Source organism: Streptomyces sp. NPDC048211 (assembly GCF_043202315.1).
In the GTDB taxonomy this organism is placed as follows: Bacteria; Actinomycetota; Actinomycetes; order Streptomycetales; family Streptomycetaceae; genus Streptomyces.
In genome coordinates, this window is sequence record NZ_JBIDAD010000009.1 from 222,283 (window position 1) to 239,129 (window position 16,847).

Consider the following 16,847-nt stretch of genomic DNA (forward strand, 5'->3'; position numbering starts at 1 on the left):
ATGAGCATTCTCGTGGTGACGGGAACGGGAACCGAGATCGGCAAGACGATCGTGACCGCGGCCGTCGCGGCGGCCGCCGCGGGCCGCCGGGTCGCGGTGCTCAAACCGGCCCAGACGGGCCTGGAACCGGGTGAGCCGGGTGATGCCGCCGAGGTCGCACGGCTGGCCGGACCTCACGTGACGGCAGTCGAACTGGCCCGCTTCCCGGAGCCGTTGGCGCCCGCGACCGCCGCGCGGCGGGCCGGGATGGCTCCGGTCCGCCCGTACGAGGTCGCCGAGGCCGCCGACAAACTGGCGACCGAGCACGATCTGGTCCTGGTCGAGGGCGCGGGCGGGCTGCTCGTACGGTTCGACGACGACGGCGCGACCCTGGCGGACGCCGCCCGGCTGCTGGCGGCGCCGGTCCTGGTGGTGGCGCCCGCCGGGCTCGGCACGCTCAACTCCACGGCGCTCACCTCGGAGGCGCTCCGCGCCCGCGGGCTGGACTGCCTCGGAGTGGTGGTCGGCAGCATGCCCGCCGAGCCGGATCTGGCGGAGCGCTGCAATCTGGTGGACCTCCCGGTGGCTGCGGGCGCACCGCTCCTGGGCGTGGTCCCGGCGGGCGCGGGAGCTCTCGACCCGGCGGACTTCCGTGCCCGGGCCGGGAGTTGGCTGGCGGAGCGGTTGGGCGGTGCCCGGCCGCCCGAATGAACGGCGGTCGGCGCAGGACGGAGGCGCGCCCGAGGGGCAGAATCGAGGTAGCCGAACCTTTCCGGCCGAGCGGGGGCGGGGCATGCGCCCCGGCCCGCGCCGACCGGTCCGTCGAGGAGGTCCGTCATGCGGTTGCGGAGCACGAAGGTTCCGAAGGACGCGGTGCACCACCCCGTCTTCGCCCGTTTCTACGCCCGGATGAGCGTGGCCGCGGAATCCGCGGCGGGCATGGCCGGAGTGCGGGCGGAGTTGCTGTCGGGGCTGTCGGGGCGGGTCATAGAGATCGGGGCGGGCAACGGCCTGAACTTCGCCCACTACCCCCCGGCGGTGTCCGAGGTGGTGGCGATCGAACCCGAGCGTTCGCTGCGGCAGTTGGCGGTGCGGTCCGCGCTGCGCGCGGGCATCCCGGTGGATGTGGTGCCGGGCACGGCGGAGGCGCTGCCGGTGAAGAGCGAGGCCTTCGACGGAGCCGTCGCCTCGCTCGTGCTGTGCACCGTACGCGATGTGCAGCAGTCACTCGCGGAGATCCAAAGGGTCCTGCGTCCGGGCGGTGAGCTGCGCTTCTTCGAGCACGTGCGGGCCGACGGCCGGGTCATGGCCGCCGCCCAGCACGCACTGGACCGGACCGTCTGGCCGCTGATGGCCGGTGGATGCCACACCTCGCGCGACGCGCTCGCGGCGATCGAAGCGGCCGGCTTCGAGGTGGAGACGTATCGGAAGGTGAACATGCCGGAGTGCGGCATCAGGCTTCCCACGTCCGCGTGTGTGCTGGGTGTGGCGCGACGTTCGGCCGTGGTGGACCGGGGGCGGAAGGGACTCCGCTGAGGCCTCGGAGGCGTACGTACGCCGCGCAGTTCCCGCCCCGGCCGAGACGACGGGGTACTGCCCTCGCCGAGACGACGGGGTACTGCCCTCGCCGTAAGGCACACGGCCGGTTGCCCCCGGAACGCGCGTGATGCCGCCCTCGCCCAGCACGACGCACGGCCGGTCGCTGCCCGCCGCACGACGGCACGGTCACGCCGCCCCGGTCACAGGCTCCACTGGCGCAGTTCGTCGGCGATGGCCCGGACGTCCGCCTTGCCCTCCTTGACCAGGAGCGCCAGATCGCGCACCTGTTCCGGCGAGGTGATGACCTTGAGGCCCGACGCGACGAGATAGGCGTAGGCGACGGCGGAGGCGAACATCGCGTTGGAGCGCTCCAGCGCGGGGACGTGCAGCAGTAGTTGCAGCAACGCGGCGGCCCTGGAGTGCGGGTCGCTGTAGACCGGACTGCCGAAGATCTCCGCCTCGTGCCGTGCGACCGCGGCGACCAGTGCGCCCCAGTCGGTGACCTGGGGGTCACCGGGTGTCTTGTGCTCGGCGACCATGAGCAGCCAGGAAAGATGGATCCGGAGGTTCAACGGGTGCCTTTGCGCTCCGGGCCGAACTCCTCGGCGAACACCGATTCGTACTGCTTCATGAAGTCGGCGGCGGCCTCGACGAAGGTGTGGCCGACCTCGCCCGCATCCTGTTTGACGAGTTCCTCTATGTAGCGGTTCACGCTCATCCCCCTCTGGAGCGCGCGCTGTCGCGCGGCCTCGGCGGTGGCCTCGTCCACTCGAACGTTCAGCTGCGTCTTGGGCACCCCCTCACGCTAGCGCGGGATTGCTAGCACCGGCAAGGGGAACGGCACCCGGCAAGGCCGCGGGCCGCCCTCCGCGAGCGGGCTCCGGGCCGTCGGCAGGTCCGGCGCAACCCCGCCACCTGGCATATCACCGCGGTCGGGCGCCCCGGGCGTACGGGCCCCGGCACCCGTACCGTCGAAGGATGAGCGACGGATACCGCACCCGGCCGCCCCCTCTTCCGAACAAGTGGTCATAATTCCTGGTCAGGCAGCCGAAGTCAGCGCAGTCGGCCACGTCCTGGCGGCGAATGCCTGCCAACCGACCAGATCTCGCGACGACTCATGGAGTGCACATTGAGTACGACGTTCCGTTCCCGTATCACCGCCCGGCTCGGGCGCACCTACCTGGCCAGGATCCAACGGCACGGAATCGGCTCCTCCACGATCAAACTGCTGCCGGAGGAACTGCTCATGCTCCTGCGCCGCGACGGTCTCGATCCCGTGCGCCGAGTGGCCACGACCCGCGCGAGCGCCCCGGTATCCAGGGTTTCACTGCCGTTCGGCATGGACGCCTGGGTGGTCACCGGATACGAGGAGTCCAAGGCCGTACTCGGATCCGCCGAGGGGTTCAGCACGGACTTCGCCCACCTCGCGGGCAATGCCGGGATCGCTGCCGAGCAGAGTCCCGGCGGGCTCGGGTTCAGCGATCCGCCGGTGCATACGCGGCTGCGCCGCATCCTGACCCCGGAGTTCACCATGCGCCGCCTGCGACGCCTGACTCCCCGGATCGAAGCGATCGTCGAGGAACGGCTGGACGCGATGGAGGCCGCCCGCGGCCCCGTCGACCTGGTGCACGAGTTCGCACTGCCCGTCCCTTCCCTCACCATCTGCGAACTGCTGGGTGTCCCGTACGAGGACCGCAACGACTTCCAGCAGCTCGCGATGGACCGCTTCGACCTGTTCGGCGGGACGACCGCGCCCTTCGGGGCCATGTCCGCGTCGCTGGACTACTTCAGGGAGGTCGTCAGGGCACAGCGCCGCAAGCCCGGGGACGGGCTGCTCGGCATGATCGTGAGGGAGCACGGGGACAGCGTCGACGACGAGGAGCTCGCGGGACTCGCCGACGGCGTGCTCACCGGCGGCTTCGAGACGACCGCCAGCACGATCGCGCTCGGCTCACTGGTCCTGCTGCGGGACGAGGGCATCCTCGACCGGCTGCGTACGGACGACGCGATGACCGCCCCGTTCGTCGAAGAGGTGCTGCGGTATCTCTCCGCGGTCCAGATGGCGTTCCCCCGGTTCGCCCGCGAGGACATCGAGATAGCCGGAGTGGTCATTCCGCGCGGCGACATGGTCCTCTGCTCCCTGAGCGGCGCCAACCGTGATCCGTCGTACGTCAAGGACGACGGCGGTTTCGACCCGCACCGCACCACCGCGGCCGGCCACCTGGCCTTCGGCCACGGCATCCACCGCTGCATCGGCGCCGAGCTGGCGCGCATGGAACTGCGCGTGGCGTACCCCGCACTGGCCAGGCGGTTCCCCGGCATGCGGCTCGCCGTCCCGCACCAGGAACTCGGTTTCCGCAAGCTGTCGATCGTCTACGGGATCGAGTCGCTCCCCGTGCACCTGCGCTGAGGCACCGGGACCAGGGCGCAAGACCGACTTCGGAATTCGTTCGCCCATCCGAATGACGCTCTGCTTGGCTCATCCCATGAGCGATCTCCACATCCGCTGCGCCGCCCTCGCCGATGTCGACGACGTATTGACGTTCTGGCGCGAGGCGGCAGAGGGAACAAGCATCAGTGACGACCGTGCCGGGGTGTCCCGGCTGATCGACAGGGACCCGGAGGCCCTGCTCCTCGCCGAACGGGACGGCCTGCTCGTGGGCACTGCCATCGCAGGCTTCGACGGATGGCGCTGCCACGTCTACCGACTGGCGGTGCATCCCGACTCGCGCCGGCAGGGCATCGCCACGGCGCTGCTCGAAGCGACGGACGCCCGTTTCGCCGCGCTCGGCGGCCGCCGGTCCGACGCCATGGTCCTGGAGGCCAACGAGCGCGCGCAGCACGCGTGGGCCGCGGCCGGTTACCACCGGGAGGACCACTGGCGGCGCTGGGTGAAGCCGCTCTGAACAGGGGCGGGGGCCGAGGCAGGGGCGGCCCGGATTCCGTGGGTCCGGTGCGGTCGTCCGGGAGCCCGGTCGACCGCCCGGCCTCACCTCTTTGCCGATCCTTTACTATGGGTGCTCCCCATTCGATCCATAGGAAAGGTGTGAGCGTCCGTCCCATGGGCGAGCCTCCCAGTAGTCGATATCGCCGACATCGCGCGATCCTCGTGTCCCTGCCCGATCATGGGACGGAGGTGAACCGATGACCGAAGTGCTTCTGCTGCTCGTGGCGGTACTGCTCTCCCTCGCGTGCGGCGCTTTCGTCGCGGCGGAGTTCTCGCTGACCACCGTCGAACGCGGCCAGCTCGAACGCGCTGTCGAACAGGGGGAACGCGGCGCCGCGAGCGCGATGAAGGCGGTACGCAGCCTCACCTTCCAGCTCTCCGGGGCCCAGCTGGGCATCACCGTCACGAACCTGGTGGTCGGCATGCTCTCCGAGTCGTCCATCGCGAAACTGATCCGCGGCCCGGTCGAGGCCATGGGACTGTCACCCAGCGTGTCGTCGTCCGTGGCCCTGGTCATCGGCACCGCGCTGTCCACCGTGTTCCTCATGGTGGTCGGCGAGCTCGTCCCGAAGAACTGGGCCATCTCCTCACCCCTCGCCGTGGCGAAGACGGTAGCCACCCCGCAGCGGGCCTTCACCGCCCTCTTCCGTCCCTTCATCAGCCACCTCAACAACTCGGCCAACCACATCGTGCGCCGCTTCGGCCTCGAACCGGCCGAGGAGCTGGCATCCGCCCGCAGCCCGCAGGAGCTGGTGGCATTGGCCCGCCACTCCGCCAAGGCGGGCGCCCTGGAGGCCGACACCGCGGAGCTCTTCGTCCGCACGCTCAATCTGGCGGAGCTGACCGCGGAGAACGTGATGACTCCCCGGGTACAGGTCACGGCTCTGGACGTGCAGGCGACAGCGGAGGACGTGGCCAACGCCACCCGGGCCACCGGACTGTCCCGGTTCCCCGTGTACCGGGGCAGCCTCGACACGGTCGTCGGCGTCGCCCACATCAAGGACGTACTGGCCGTCCCCGCCGAGCAGCGGCCTCGCAAGCGGGTCTCGGACATGCTCCGCGAACCCCTGCTCGTACCGGAGACCCTGACCGTGGACCGGCTGCTGGACCGGCTCTCCGGCAAACTCGCGATGGCGGTCGTCATCGACGAGTACGGCGGCACGGCGGGCGTCGTGACGCTGGAGGACATCGTCGAAGAGGTCGTCGGCGAGGTGCGGGACGAGCACGACCCGCACGAGACACCCGATCTCGCACCGGCCGGCGAGGACGCCGACGGACGCACACTGTGGTCGGCCGACGGCGCGGCCCGCACCGACCAGTTGGAGACGATCGGACTGAGAGTGCCGGACGGACCGTACGAGACCCTTGCCGGGCTGATCGCCACGGAGGTGGGCCGCATCCCCGCCGTCGGTGACACGATCGAGCTGGCCGGCTGGCGGATCGACGTGGTGGACGCCTCCGGGCGCCGCGCCGCCCGGGCGCTGCTGCACGCGCCGCTGCCCGGTTCCGACGAGCCGTCGGAGGACGAACGATGACCGCCGTACAGCTCTTCATCGGGCTGATGACCCTGGTCGTGAACGCGTTCTTCGTCGGTGCGGAGTTCGCGCTCATCTCCGTTCGGCGCAGCCAGATCGAGCCGCAGGCCGAGGAGGGGAACCGGCGGGCGCGCAGCGTCATCTGGGGCCTCGAGCACGTCTCGGCGCTCCTCGCCGCTGCGCAGTTGGGCATCACGCTGTGCACCCTGGTCCTCGGCATCGTCGCCGAACCCGCCATCGCGCATCTGCTGGAGCCCGTCTTCGACGCCGTGGGCGTGCCACACGGGCTGGTCCACCCCATCTCGTTCGTGATCGCGCTGTCGGTGGCGACCTATCTCCACATGCTGCTCGGCGAGATGGTGCCGAAGAACATCGCGCTGGCCGAGCCCGTGAAGACCGCGCTGCTGCTCGGGCCGCCGCTGGTGACGCTGGCCCGCGCGCTGCGTCCGGTGATCTTCGCCATCAACGCCTTCGCCAACGCGCTGCTGAAACTGTTGCGGGTGGAGACGAAGGACGAGGTGTCGGCCACGTTCTCGGACGACGAACTGGCCCGGCTCGTCAAGGACGCGGGCGATGCCGGACTGGTCGACGACCGCGCCGCCGAGCGACTGCACCATGCGCTGGAACTGGGGCGCAGGCCTGTGCGGGATGTGGTGCTGCCGGTGGACCGGGTGATGTACACGAGGGTCGGGACGACGCCCGAGGAACTGGAGCGGCTCTCGTCCGAGACGGGGTTCTCGCGATTCCCGGTGATGGACAGCGAGCAGCGGATCCTGGGCTACCTCCACGTGAAGGACGCCCTCGACGTCACGCCGCGCGACATGCCGTTCCCGGTGACCGCGATGCGTCCGATCGCCCGGGTCCGGGCGGCGACGCCGCTCGACGACGTACTGACCGCGCTCCGGCGCAGCCGTACCCACCTGGCGGCCGTCCTCGACGAGGACGAGCGGCTGGCCGGCATGGTGACGATGGAGGACGTGCTCCGCGAACTGGTAGGCCGGCCGCAGCCGCGCTGATCCCGGCACGAGCCCGGTCCCGCGCTCCGGGAGGGGTACGGGACCGGGGCGCGGGAGGGGTACGGGGCCGGGGCGCGGAGGGGTACAGGGCCGGGGCGGGGGGGTACAGGGCCGGGGCGCAGGAGGGGTACAGGGCCGGGCCATGTCGGGTTCGGGACCGGGACCGGGCTCCGGCGGGGCGCGTGGGTACGGGGGCAAGCCCGTGGGTGCGGGGCTGGGCCCGTGGGTGCGGGACGAGAACGGGACCGGGCTCCGGCGGGGCGCGGGCCCCGGGCTGTTCTGCTGCGGCCTGCCATAAGGGGCAGGCCCGGCGCCCCGCGATACGATCGCAGAGCCATGGAAATAAATGCCAAATACACCAGTCTCGTCGCGGTAGGCGATTCGTTCACCGAGGGCATGTCGGACCTTCTGCCCGATGGTTCGTACCGAGGCTGGGCGGACGTTCTCGCCACCCGGATGGCCACCCGCGCCCCCGGATTCCGGTATGCCAATCTCGCCGTACGCGGAAAGCTCATCGGCCAGATCGTGGACGAGCAGGTGGACGTGGCGGCGGCCATGCAGGCGGACGTGGTGACGCTGGTGGGCGGACTCAACGACACCCTGCGGCCCAAGTGCGACATGGGCATGGTCCGTGGTCGCCTGGAGGAGGCCGTGGAACGGCTCGCCCCCTCCTGCAAGAAGCTGGTCCTGATGCGCAGCCCCGGCCGCAACGGACCGGTGATGGAACGGTTCCGGCCACGGATGGAAGAACTGTTCTCCCTGATCGACGACCTTGCCGCCCGGCACGGCGCGGAGGTCGTCGACCTGTACGCGGCGCCGGTACTGGGCGACCCCAGGATGTGGGACGTGGACCGGCTGCACCTGACCGCCGAGGGCCATCGCAGGGTGGCGGAGGCCGTCTGGCAGGCACTGGGTCTGCCACCGGAGGACGACTGGCAGACCCTGCTTCCCACGGCCGCCCCGCCACGCTGGTCGAGCCGGCGCGTCGACGACGTGCGCTTCGCCCGCCAGCATCTGTTTCCCTGGATAGGGCGGCGTCTGGCCGGGCGCTCGTCGGGCGACGGTCGCACCGGAGCACAGTTCAGCGCCGAGCTCGGGCGAGCCTTCTGGGTCACGCCCGTGGACGACAAAGCCCCGGGCCCCGTCACCACGTGGCGCCGGATGGACGCCGACGCGTAGCCGGCCCGTCGAGGTGGGATGCGGCCGACCGGCCGACTGTGCACGGCCGACCGCAGCCGTCCGCTCACGCGCGCTCGCGCCCGGCCCGGGTCCGCATGGCGCCCGGGCCTGCTCCCCTCCGGGCTCGCTCCGCTCGGGCCCGCTCTGCCCGGTCCCGCACGGTGCTCGCGCTCTGCTCGCGCTCGTAGCAACGCACAAACCGGGGGCGGCGCCGACCTGCATAAACCGCCAGTAGAATCTGGACACGTGACTGCTGTGTCTGCGAAGCCTCGCATCCCCAATGTCCTGGCCGGCCGCTATGCCTCTACGGAGCTGGCTGTCCTCTGGTCCCCCGAGCAGAAGGTAAAGCTGGAACGTCAGCTGTGGCTGGCGGTGCTGCGCGCCCAGAAGGACCTCGGGATCGAGGTACCGGACGCGGCCCTCGCTGACTACGAACGCGTCATCGACCAGGTCGATCTGGCTTCGATCGCCGAGCGCGAGAAGGTGACCCGGCACGACGTCAAGGCCCGCATCGAGGAGTTCAACGCCCTCGCAGGTCACGAACAGGTCCACAAGGGGATGACCTCCCGCGACCTCACGGAGAACGTCGAGCAACTTCAGATCCGGCTCTCGCTGGAACTGATGCGCGACCGCACCGTGGCGGTCCTGGCCCGGCTCGGCAGGCTCGCCGGCGAGTACCGCGAACTGGTCATCGCGGGCCGGTCCCACAATGTCGCCGCGCAGGCCACGACCCTCGGCAAGCGCTTCGCCACCGCGGCGGACGAACTGCTGGTGGCCTACGGACGCCTTGAGGACCTCCTGGGGCGCTACCCGCTCCGCGGGATCAAGGGCCCGGTCGGCACGGCTCAGGACATGCTCGACCTGCTGGGCGGAGACGCCGGAAAGCTCGCCGAGCTGGAGCAGCGCATCGCAGGGCACCTCGGCTTCGGACAGGCCTTCACTTCGGTCGGCCAGGTCTACCCGCGCTCGCTCGACTACGACGTGGTGACCGCCCTGGTCCAGCTGGCCGCGGCCCCCTCCTCGGTCGCGAAGACCATCCGGCTGATGGCCGGCCACGAACTGGTGACCGAGGGCTTCAAGCCGGGCCAGGTCGGCTCGTCCGCCATGCCTCACAAGATGAACACCCGCTCCTGCGAGCGTGTCAACGGCCTCATGGTCATTCTTCGCGGCTACGCGTCGATGACCGGGGAGCTGGCGGGCGATCAGTGGAACGAGGGCGATGTGTCCTGCTCCGTGGTCCGCAGGGTGGCACTGCCGGACGCGTTCTTCGCGTTCGACGGTCTGGTGGAGACCTTCCTGACGGTGCTCGACGAATTCGGTGCGTTCCCCGCTGTCGTCGCTCGCGAGCTGGACCGGTACCTGCCCTTCCTCGCCACGACCAAGGTGTTGATGGGCGCGGTTCGCGCCGGTGTCGGCCGCGAGGTCGCCCACGAGGCCATCAAGGAGAACGCGGTCGCGTCCGCGCTCGCCATGCGTGAGCAGGGCACGGAGCGCAACGAACTGCTGGACAAGCTGGCGGCGGACAAGCGCATCCCGCTCGACCGCGCGCAGCTGGACGAGCTCATGGCCGACAAGCTCTCTTTCACAGGCGCTGCGGGCGACCAGGTCACCGCGCTCGTCGGCCGGATCGAGGAAATCACCAAGCAGCACCCGGAGGCCGCCGGTTACACCCCGGGCTCGATCCTCTGATGCACCGGAACACGGACCGGTGACACCCGAACAGCTTCTGGCCGCCCGAGACCGCATTGTTCCCGATGTGGTCACGGGCGGCCTGCGCGTGCTGTTCTGCGGAATCAATCCGAGCCTGATGACAGGCGCCACGGGCCATCACTTCGCCTTCCCCGGTAACCGATTCTGGCCGGTGCTCCATCAATCGGGGTTCACCCCGCGACGGCTGAAACCCTGCGAACAGTCCGAACTGCTCCTCTACGGGCTGGGCATCACCAATGTGGTCGCCAGAGCCACCGCCCGGGCCGACGAACTCTCTGCTGAGGAGTTCCGTGCCGGGGGCCGACTCCTCACGTCGAAGGTCGAGCAGTTGCAGCCTCAATGGCTGGCCGTCGTCGGGATCACCGCCTACCGGACGGCATTCGGCGAACGACAGGCCCGCATCGGGCCACAGGACCGGCGGATCGGCGGAGCCCGCGTCTGGGCGCTGCCCAACCCCAGCGGCCTGAACGCCCACTGGACCGTCAGCTCCATGGCCGATGAGTACGGACGTCTCCGGTCTGCCGTCGAGTCGGGCACCACGGTCCCCACCACCGAGGCCTGACGGCCGCCCGCCGCACCACCAACCAGACCTGACGGCCGGACCTGCCTTCTCAGACGCCCCGTCGCCCCACCACCGAAGCCTGACGACCGGACCTGCCCTCTCAAACCGCACCATCGTCCCGCGGCTCCACTGTCGAGGTCTGACGACAGAGCCCGCCCCCCTCAGACGCCCCGTCGCCCCTCGCCCCCTCGCCCAGCCAAGGCCCCTACGGGGGATCGATCTCGGTCACCACCACGCTGAGCTCGCACCCCAAGCCCTCCTCCTCCAGGTACAGCGCGAGGGCTATCCACCGAGCCTCTATGTGCCACAGGCGGAGGTACTCACAGCCCGCGACGGTTTCGGCCCACGGGTCAGGTATCTCCTCCCCGGCCATCATTCGCTCCTGGGCACTCCACGAGCTGATCAGCTGCGGCGCACCCCAGCGAGCGCCCAGCACGGTGATCAGGGCCTCGTGCTCCGCGAGACACTGTGCACGGTGCTCCAGCCGCCCGGCCTCGTCGTCGTCCCAGTGAGCGTCGTCGGCGTGCAAGGACGCCGTGTGGTAGCCGGGCCCGCTGACTCCCGAACCCGATCGGATGCGATCCGCGGGAAACTCTCGGGTGCGCATCCCGTCGATGAGGCGGAGGTGATGTGCGGTGGTCATGCCGTCAGTAAACCGTCCGGCACTGACAACGGAACCCTCGCCCTGCACTTTGAGACGTTTTCAGCCACCCTGCGACCCACCTTCGGCCACCGCACCAGGGCCCCCGGATTCGACCAGACTCCACCGCCCCCGACATACCCGACGCACCTGTGCGCAGTGAGCAGCCGTCCCAGCCCACGAGTTGCGGGAATGCAGCAGGTCGGCCGCATGACTCCCCTCACGAGCGAGAGACAGGAGCTGGGCCGCTGGGCTCCCCTCACGGATGAGAAACGGAGTCCGGGAGTCTGGGCTGTTGGACTCCCCAGCAACACATCCGTCCTGGGAGCACCTGAACCACGCCATTCTGCGCGCCGAGGCCGCACTCGTGACTCGTCCCGTGGAGCGCGGCGGAGCGCGACACGGTGGGCCCGAGCGGGTGGACGGGCTGCTTACTGATCATTTCAGAATGAGATCGGTTTGGTGGCTTGGCAGTTGGGTGTTGGATCGGCAGGATCTGGTGGGTGTCTGCTGATCTTGTGCCTGATGACCTGTGGGAACGCATAGCCCCGCTGCTGCCGGTTCGCCCGCCTCGACGGCACCGGTATCCCGGGCGGCTGCCGGCTGATGACCGTGCCGCTTTGCGGGGCATCGTCTACGTGCTGCGCAAGAGTGTGAGCTGGCGGGACGTTCCCGCAGAACTGGTGGGTTGCAGCGGGGTGACCGCCTGGCGGCGTCTACGGGACTGGACCGAGGCCGGAGTGTGGCCCCGCCTGCATGAGGTTCTCCTGGCGGAACTACGCAAAGAGGGCCTGCTGGAGATGGACGACGCATCGATCGACGGCTCGCACATCAGGGCCCTCAAAGGGGGGCTCACACCGGACCTTCGCCGGTCGACCGGGCCCGGCCCGGCAGCAAGCACCACCTGATCGTCGACCGGCACGGAACTCCGCTCGCCGTCTCTCTGACCAGCGGAAACCGTCACGATGTCACTCAGCTCATGCCTTTACTGGACGCCATACCCTGCATCCGTGGGCTGCGGGGCCGGCCACGCCACAGGCCCCGGCGACTGTTCGCCGACCGCGGGTACGACTACGACAAGTACCGGCGTCTCGTCCGCGCACGTGGGATCACGCCCAAGATTGCCCGCCGCGGCACCCCGCACGGCTCGGGGCTGGGCAAAACACGCTGGGTCGTCGAGCGGACCTTTGCTTGGCTCCACCAGTTCAAACGACTGCGCATCCGCTACGAGATACGAGCCGACCTCCACCTCGGACTACTCCAACTCGCCTGCAGCATCATCTGCTTGAGACGACTCCGAACCTCATTCTGAAACCATCAGTTAGGCTGGAAGTACTCAGACATCAGGCGATGCACCCATTCCGGCTGTTGAACGCTCGCCGCACGGAACTCCGCCATGGTCGATCTCAGGTCGATGACGGGGTTCCGGAGACCGCATCGAGGCCCACCACCGTCAGTTCGGCCTTGATCGGATTCGACGCCGCAGCTTGTCACCCCGATACGGTTCGGCCTGCCGGGGGCCTCGGGGGCGGCGAAGACACCACCGGGCGGGAGGTCGGAGCAACCGCGATAGGAGCGGAGCTCACGGCAGTCGCCGCTTTCAGGGAACTGGCCTTTCAGGGAACTGGTCGAAGGTGCAAGGGACTTCCACGTGTGAGAAGCCCTCCCATCCCTGGAGACACGCATCGCCGAAGCGCTCATCGATGGTGATCGACCTGCGCACGGCACCCCAGTTGTCCGCGTGCTGGACGTCCGTCCGGTCCCTCCGGAGCGTACCTACCGGTGTGACCTCGAAACTCGACTCAGAACACTTCCGTCACCTCTCAATTCAATCCTTTTGGTCGGCAGCTCCGCGGCCAGCAGCTCCTCGGTCAGCAGATCCCCGGTCGGCGTCCTGCCCGTTGAAGACACAAGCCCGGTCACCTGACCACGCATCGGAACAGCACCCCTCAGGCATCCCGGCGACGCAGTGACCACCATCCGGCCATCAGGGCCACCCCGGCCCACGCCGCTGTAATGGAGAGCCCGGTCCACGGCCCAAGGCTGCTCTCGGGATGCTGGTGCAGCACCAGCTGCCCGGCCCGGTCGGGCAGATAGTCGGCCACACCGCCCGCGATGTCGCCGACGACGAACGAGACGATCAGGATGAAGGGGATGAGCAGGCTGAGCACAGCGACCGCGCTGCGGAGAAGGACAGTCAGCCCGGCAGCGAAGAGAGCCATCAGAGCGAGATATATGCCGCTGCCGACAGCGGCCCTCAGAGCACCGGGTTCTCCCAGCCCGATGGCGTACTCCCCCATGAACAGCTGCCCGACCAGAAACGAACTGAAGCTCGTGACAAGCCCTACCGCAAGGGCTGCTCCTCCGATGAGTGACATCTTCGCCGTGTAGAAGAGGGTGCGGCGCGGAACCGCAGCCAACGACATACGCAGCGCGCCGTTGACGTACTCGGACGAGATCGCTGTCGCTCCGAAACTTATGGCCGCGATCTGACCGAAGTTCAGCGCGTAGAAGGCGCCGAACACGAGGTCCGCATCCGCGTTGTCAGCCTCGGCCTGTCCGACGGTGGCAAAGGCGAGCACCGTGACGGCCATGGTGGCGAGGAATACAGCCGTCAAGGATCCGGCGACGGAGCGCACCGATCTGATCTTGATCCATTCGGAGCGCAGGACTGCGGTGGTCGACATGGTCAGGCCTCCTGTTGTGTGGTGGATGCGGATGCGGCGGACTCGAACTCCGCTGCTCCGGCTGTGAGATGGAGGTAGGCCTGTTCCAGCGTGGCCTGCTCGTCCACGAGCTGAAGCACCGGAATGCCTTCCGTGGCGGCGAGTGCTCCGATCTCGTCCGCCCTCGCTCCTTCGACGCTCAAGCAGCCGGCCTCCCCCTCCTGCTCGGCCCGGTATCCCGTGCGGGTCACGGCCGCAGCGAGCCGGGGCGAGTCAGTCGTGTGCACGCGCACTCGTACGCGGGGGCGGCTCCGGGAGGCCAGGAACTCCTGCATCGGGAGGTCGACGAGCAGGCGGCCCCGCCCGAGGACTATCAAATGGTCGGCGAACGACGACGTCTCGTTCATCAGATGGCTGGAGACCCACACGGTGCGACCCTCCCGTGCCAGCCGCTTCATCAGCTCCCGGATCCAGATGATGCCTTCCGGATCGAGCCCGTTCGACGGCTCGTCGAGCATGACCACTTCGGGATCGCCGAGCAGCGCCGCCGCTATGCCCAGGCGCTGGCGCATGCCGAGGGAGAACGTCTTGATCCGACGGCCCCCCACGTGACCGAGGCCGGCCTCCTCCAGCACTTCCTCGACTCTTGACCCGCTCAGACCGTTGCTCGTCGCCAGCGCCAGGAGGTGGTTACGCGCCGTCCGGGAGCCATGGGCGGCCTGCGCGTCGAGCAATACCCCAACGTGGCGAAGTGGATCGTCCAGAGTCGCGTAGGCCCGCCCTCCGATCGTGGCGGCGCCGCGGGTGGGGCGGTCGAGGCCGAGGACCAACCGCATGGTGGTGGACTTACCCGCCCCGTTCGGCCCGAGGAAGCCGGTGACCCGGCCGGGCCGCACACTGAACGTGAGACGGTCCACAGCGCGGGTAGTGCCGTAGTCCTTGGTGAGCTCGTTGACTTCGATCGTGGTCATGTCCTCAGCCTGGCGCCGCGCCGGCCCGTGCTCCTCCCCCACCGGTGTGGATCGTCTCCCTCGCTCGGGGGAGCCGTCCCGCCGAGCACGCTGGCACGATGACGGCATGTACAGCTTCCTCCGCCCGTTGACCGCGCCGGTCACCTACACCCGGTGGCTGCATCTGCTCATGCCCGCAGCCGCGGTAAGTGTGTGGCTGTTCATCTCGATGGACACGCCCTGGGTGCCGGTCGTACTCGCGGCCTTGGTGGGACTGATTCCCGGGATGCGTCTCGCCGAGGGGATCCAGGCACAGCTGCTGCTCACGCCCGAGGAGCGGGGCGACCCCGAGGCAACCATCTCGGCGGCTCCCTCCAGGTCGTGGTCCGAGCGGTGGCGGACCGCGCTCTGGCTGGAGGTCCGGCTGGTGTGCGCCGGGCTGGCCGGCACGGCGACGGTGTGGCTGTCGGCCACCACAGTCGATCTCGTCAGGTCCGCGGTCGGATCGACGCCGAGCGACGAATGGTTCGCGGCCGGGCTGGGGACCCATTGGTGGGCGGCCGTGCTCGCCCCGGTGCCTCTGGTGATGCTGATCGCCGTGGTCGTGGGCTGCGGAGAGCTGATCACCGCTGCCGCCCGGTGGCTGCTCGGACCTACCCCGAAACAGCGGATGACCGCGTTGGAGGAGCGGACGGAGCAGTTGCTGGAGCGCAACCGGATCGCGCGCGAGCTGCACGATTCGATCGGGCACGCTCTGACGGTCGCGGTGGTTCAGGCGGGGGCGGCTCGGGCGGCGCGGGACCCGGCGTTCACCGAGCGGGCTCTGGCGGCGATCGAGGAGACGGGCCGTGACGCGCTCGACGACCTGGAGCGGGTGCTGAGAGTTCTGCGCGAATCGGGCACGCCGTCGGGGCAGCGTCCGTCGCTGAGCGAGGCGAACCGTCTGCTGGACTCCGCACGCGGTTCCGGGGCAAAGGTCGATGCGGATGTGTCCGGCCCTCTGGAGCAGGTACCGGCGCCGGTGTCCCGCGAGGGGTACCGCATCCTCCAGGAGGCCCTCACCAATGTCCTGCGTCATTCCGGATCGGTTGACGTCCGCGTCCGCATCACCGTCGCCGACGGCCGCCTTGACCTGGAGGTGACAAATCCGCTCGTGGGTTCGACCGCTGCCCCTGGGGGTGGAAGCGGGCTGAGGGGCATCAGGGAGAGAGCCGCACTGCTGGGCGGCAGCGCCAGGACGGGACCGTACAAGGGGGAATGGATGGTGCACGCGAGCCTTCCTCTGCACCGCATACGCTGACTGGCGCACCGCATACGCTGGCCGAATGCCGGTTACCGTTCTTCTGGTCGACGACGAACCCCTGGTCCGCGCGGGACTGCGCGCTGTGCTGGAGGCCCAGCCCGACATCGAGGTGGTGGGAGAGGCGGGTGACGGCGCCGCGGTGATCCCGTTGGTGCGTCAACTGCGTCCCGACGTGGTTGCCATGGACGTCCGCATGCCGCTGATGGACGGCATCGAGGCGACTCGGGTGGTGCTGCGCACGGTGCCCGATCCACCGAAGATCCTCGTGGTGACGACGTTCGAGAACGATGAGTACGTCTACGAGGCACTGCGTGCGGGCGCCGACGGCTTCCTCCTCAAGCGGGCCCGGCCGGCCGAGATCGTGCACGCGGTGCGTCTGGTGGCAGAGGGCGAGTCCCTGCTGTTCCCGGCGGCGGTCCGTCAGCTCGCCGCCGAGTACGGCACGAACAAGGCTCGGGAGGCCATGGAAAAGGCGTCGCTCACCGAGCGTGAAGCGGCCGTGCTGCGGCTGATGGCCCGGGGCCTGTCCAATGCCGAGATCGCCGCCCGACTCGTGGTGGGCGTCGAAACGGTCAAGACGCATGTCAGCGCCGTTCTCGCGAAGTTGGGGGCGCGGGACCGCACCCAGGCGGTCATCGCCGCCTACGAGTCCGGATTCGTCGCTCCGAGCTGATCGGGCGCCCCTGCCACCCAGGGGTTCGGCGGTCTCGCCGCCCAGGGGCGCGGCGGCGCTGCCACCCAAGTCCGGCGACTTGCCGCCCACGCTCGCCCCGTCTCTGAGCAGCGAGTACCATCCGCCTGACATGCGCACGAGCTGGGAG

At 69.4% G+C, this 16,847-nt stretch carries 17 protein-coding genes; 12 read left to right on the plus strand and 5 right to left on the minus strand.

Annotation, left to right across the window (positions count from 1 at the left end; all coding sequences use genetic code 11):
- On the plus strand, positions 1–690 hold the full coding sequence (bioD, locus tag ACGFZA_RS29705; protein ID WP_385277090.1) for a dethiobiotin synthase: 690 nt from the start codon (positions 1–3) through the stop codon (positions 688–690).
- Between the two features lie 126 nt (positions 691–816).
- Positions 817–1,515: a class I SAM-dependent methyltransferase gene (locus tag ACGFZA_RS29710; protein WP_385277088.1), complete on the plus strand. Its 699-nt coding sequence runs from the start codon at positions 817–819 to the stop codon at positions 1,513–1,515.
- A 203-nt stretch (positions 1,516–1,718) separates the two neighbouring features.
- Here the strand turns inward: ACGFZA_RS29710 and ACGFZA_RS29715 are convergent, their stop codons facing one another.
- Together ACGFZA_RS29715 and ACGFZA_RS29720 are read right to left on the minus strand one after the other, a co-directional pair.
- Complete coding sequence (locus ACGFZA_RS29715; RefSeq protein ID WP_385277086.1) at positions 1,719–2,090, minus strand: fic family toxin-antitoxin system, toxin component; 372 nt, start codon at positions 2,088–2,090, stop codon at positions 1,719–1,721.
- Positions 2,087–2,314, minus strand: a complete 228-nt coding sequence (locus ACGFZA_RS29720; protein ID WP_030921856.1) for a hypothetical protein — start codon at positions 2,312–2,314, stop codon at positions 2,087–2,089. Before ACGFZA_RS29720 ends, ACGFZA_RS29715 begins: the two co-directional genes overlap by 4 nt.
- A 333-nt stretch (positions 2,315–2,647) precedes the next feature.
- Here ACGFZA_RS29720 and ACGFZA_RS29725 point away from each other — a divergent pair, with 333 nt between their 5' ends.
- From ACGFZA_RS29725 to mug, 7 genes are all read left to right on the plus strand, one after another.
- The gene (locus tag ACGFZA_RS29725; protein WP_393683129.1) at positions 2,648–3,928 is read left to right on the plus strand and encodes a cytochrome P450; all 1,281 of its coding nucleotides are present in this window, start codon (positions 2,648–2,650) and stop codon (positions 3,926–3,928) included.
- 76 nt (positions 3,929–4,004) lie between these two features.
- On the plus strand, positions 4,005–4,424 hold the full coding sequence (locus tag ACGFZA_RS29730) for a GNAT family N-acetyltransferase (protein ID WP_385277082.1): 420 nt from the start codon (positions 4,005–4,007) through the stop codon (positions 4,422–4,424).
- 238 nt (positions 4,425–4,662) lie between these two features.
- A complete protein-coding gene (locus tag ACGFZA_RS29735; protein WP_385277080.1) occupies positions 4,663–6,000 on the plus strand; it encodes a hemolysin family protein in 1,338 nt (445 codons plus the stop codon).
- Entirely contained in the window at positions 5,997–7,016 is a 1,020-nt protein-coding gene (locus ACGFZA_RS29740; RefSeq protein WP_385277078.1) for a hemolysin family protein, read from the plus strand. Before ACGFZA_RS29735 ends, ACGFZA_RS29740 begins: the two co-directional genes overlap by 4 nt.
- A gap of 336 nt (positions 7,017–7,352) precedes the next feature.
- Positions 7,353–8,195 (plus strand): SGNH/GDSL hydrolase family protein, encoded by an 843-nt coding sequence (locus ACGFZA_RS29745; protein WP_393683132.1) that lies wholly within the window; start codon positions 7,353–7,355, stop codon positions 8,193–8,195.
- A gap of 246 nt (positions 8,196–8,441) precedes the next feature.
- Positions 8,442–9,884, plus strand: coding sequence for an adenylosuccinate lyase (gene purB, locus ACGFZA_RS29750; RefSeq protein ID WP_385277074.1), 1,443 nt, complete (start codon positions 8,442–8,444; stop codon positions 9,882–9,884).
- Positions 9,885–9,903: 19 nt separating this feature from the next.
- Positions 9,904–10,467: a G/U mismatch-specific DNA glycosylase gene (gene mug / locus ACGFZA_RS29755; protein ID WP_385277072.1), complete on the plus strand. Its 564-nt coding sequence runs from the start codon at positions 9,904–9,906 to the stop codon at positions 10,465–10,467.
- 205 nt (positions 10,468–10,672) lie between these two features.
- Here the strand turns inward: mug and ACGFZA_RS29760 are convergent, their stop codons facing one another.
- Entirely contained in the window at positions 10,673–11,110 is a 438-nt protein-coding gene (locus tag ACGFZA_RS29760; RefSeq protein ID WP_385277070.1) for a hypothetical protein, read from the minus strand.
- Between the two features lie 500 nt (positions 11,111–11,610).
- Here ACGFZA_RS29760 and ACGFZA_RS29765 point away from each other — a divergent pair.
- Positions 11,611–12,419, plus strand: a protein-coding gene (locus ACGFZA_RS29765; protein WP_393683135.1) for an IS5 family transposase whose coding sequence is annotated in 2 segments (ribosomal slippage) — positions 11,611–11,950 and positions 11,950–12,419 — 810 coding nt in all. Because the reading frame shifts where the segments join, the coding sequence is not laid out codon by codon here.
- Between the two features lie 637 nt (positions 12,420–13,056).
- Here ACGFZA_RS29765 and ACGFZA_RS29770 read toward each other — a convergent pair.
- Positions 13,057–13,800 carry an ABC transporter permease gene (locus ACGFZA_RS29770; protein ID WP_385277158.1) on the minus strand — a complete coding sequence of 248 codons (744 nt, stop codon included), beginning with the start codon at positions 13,798–13,800 and terminating at the stop codon, positions 13,057–13,059.
- The gene (locus tag ACGFZA_RS29775) at positions 13,797–14,744 is read right to left on the minus strand and encodes an ATP-binding cassette domain-containing protein (protein WP_393683137.1); all 948 of its coding nucleotides are present in this window, start codon (positions 14,742–14,744) and stop codon (positions 13,797–13,799) included. The genes ACGFZA_RS29770 and ACGFZA_RS29775 overlap by 4 nt, the downstream gene beginning before the upstream one ends.
- 106 nt (positions 14,745–14,850) lie before the next feature.
- Here ACGFZA_RS29775 and ACGFZA_RS29780 point away from each other — a divergent pair, with 106 nt between their 5' ends.
- Both ACGFZA_RS29780 and ACGFZA_RS29785 read left to right on the plus strand, forming a co-directional pair.
- On the plus strand, positions 14,851–16,023 hold the full coding sequence (locus ACGFZA_RS29780; RefSeq protein ID WP_393683139.1) for a sensor histidine kinase: 1,173 nt from the start codon (positions 14,851–14,853) through the stop codon (positions 16,021–16,023).
- Between the two features lie 25 nt (positions 16,024–16,048).
- Positions 16,049–16,699: a response regulator gene (locus tag ACGFZA_RS29785; RefSeq protein WP_385277064.1), complete on the plus strand. Its 651-nt coding sequence runs from the start codon at positions 16,049–16,051 to the stop codon at positions 16,697–16,699.
- Positions 16,700–16,847 lie beyond the last annotated feature (148 nt).

Excerpts from the sequence above, each read along its gene's own strand:
- ACGFZA_RS29760 (WP_385277070.1), bottom strand. The coding sequence starts at position 11,110 with ATGACCACCGCACATCACCTCCGCCTCATCGACGGGATGCGCACCCGA.
- ACGFZA_RS29775 (WP_393683137.1), bottom strand. The coding sequence starts at position 14,744 with ATGACCACGATCGAAGTCAACGAGCTCACCAAGGACTACGGCACTACC.
- bioD (WP_385277090.1), top strand. The coding sequence starts at position 1 with ATGAGCATTCTCGTGGTGACGGGAACGGGAACCGAGATCGGCAAGACG.
- ACGFZA_RS29785 (WP_385277064.1), top strand. The coding sequence starts at position 16,049 with ATGCCGGTTACCGTTCTTCTGGTCGACGACGAACCCCTGGTCCGCGCG.
- ACGFZA_RS29730 (WP_385277082.1), top strand. The coding sequence starts at position 4,005 with ATGAGCGATCTCCACATCCGCTGCGCCGCCCTCGCCGATGTCGACGAC.
- ACGFZA_RS29780 (WP_393683139.1), top strand. The coding sequence starts at position 14,851 with ATGTACAGCTTCCTCCGCCCGTTGACCGCGCCGGTCACCTACACCCGG.
- ACGFZA_RS29740 (WP_385277078.1), top strand. The coding sequence starts at position 5,997 with ATGACCGCCGTACAGCTCTTCATCGGGCTGATGACCCTGGTCGTGAAC.
- ACGFZA_RS29745 (WP_393683132.1), top strand. The coding sequence starts at position 7,353 with ATGGAAATAAATGCCAAATACACCAGTCTCGTCGCGGTAGGCGATTCG.
- ACGFZA_RS29735 (WP_385277080.1), top strand. The coding sequence starts at position 4,663 with ATGACCGAAGTGCTTCTGCTGCTCGTGGCGGTACTGCTCTCCCTCGCG.
- ACGFZA_RS29710 (WP_385277088.1), top strand. The coding sequence starts at position 817 with ATGCGGTTGCGGAGCACGAAGGTTCCGAAGGACGCGGTGCACCACCCC.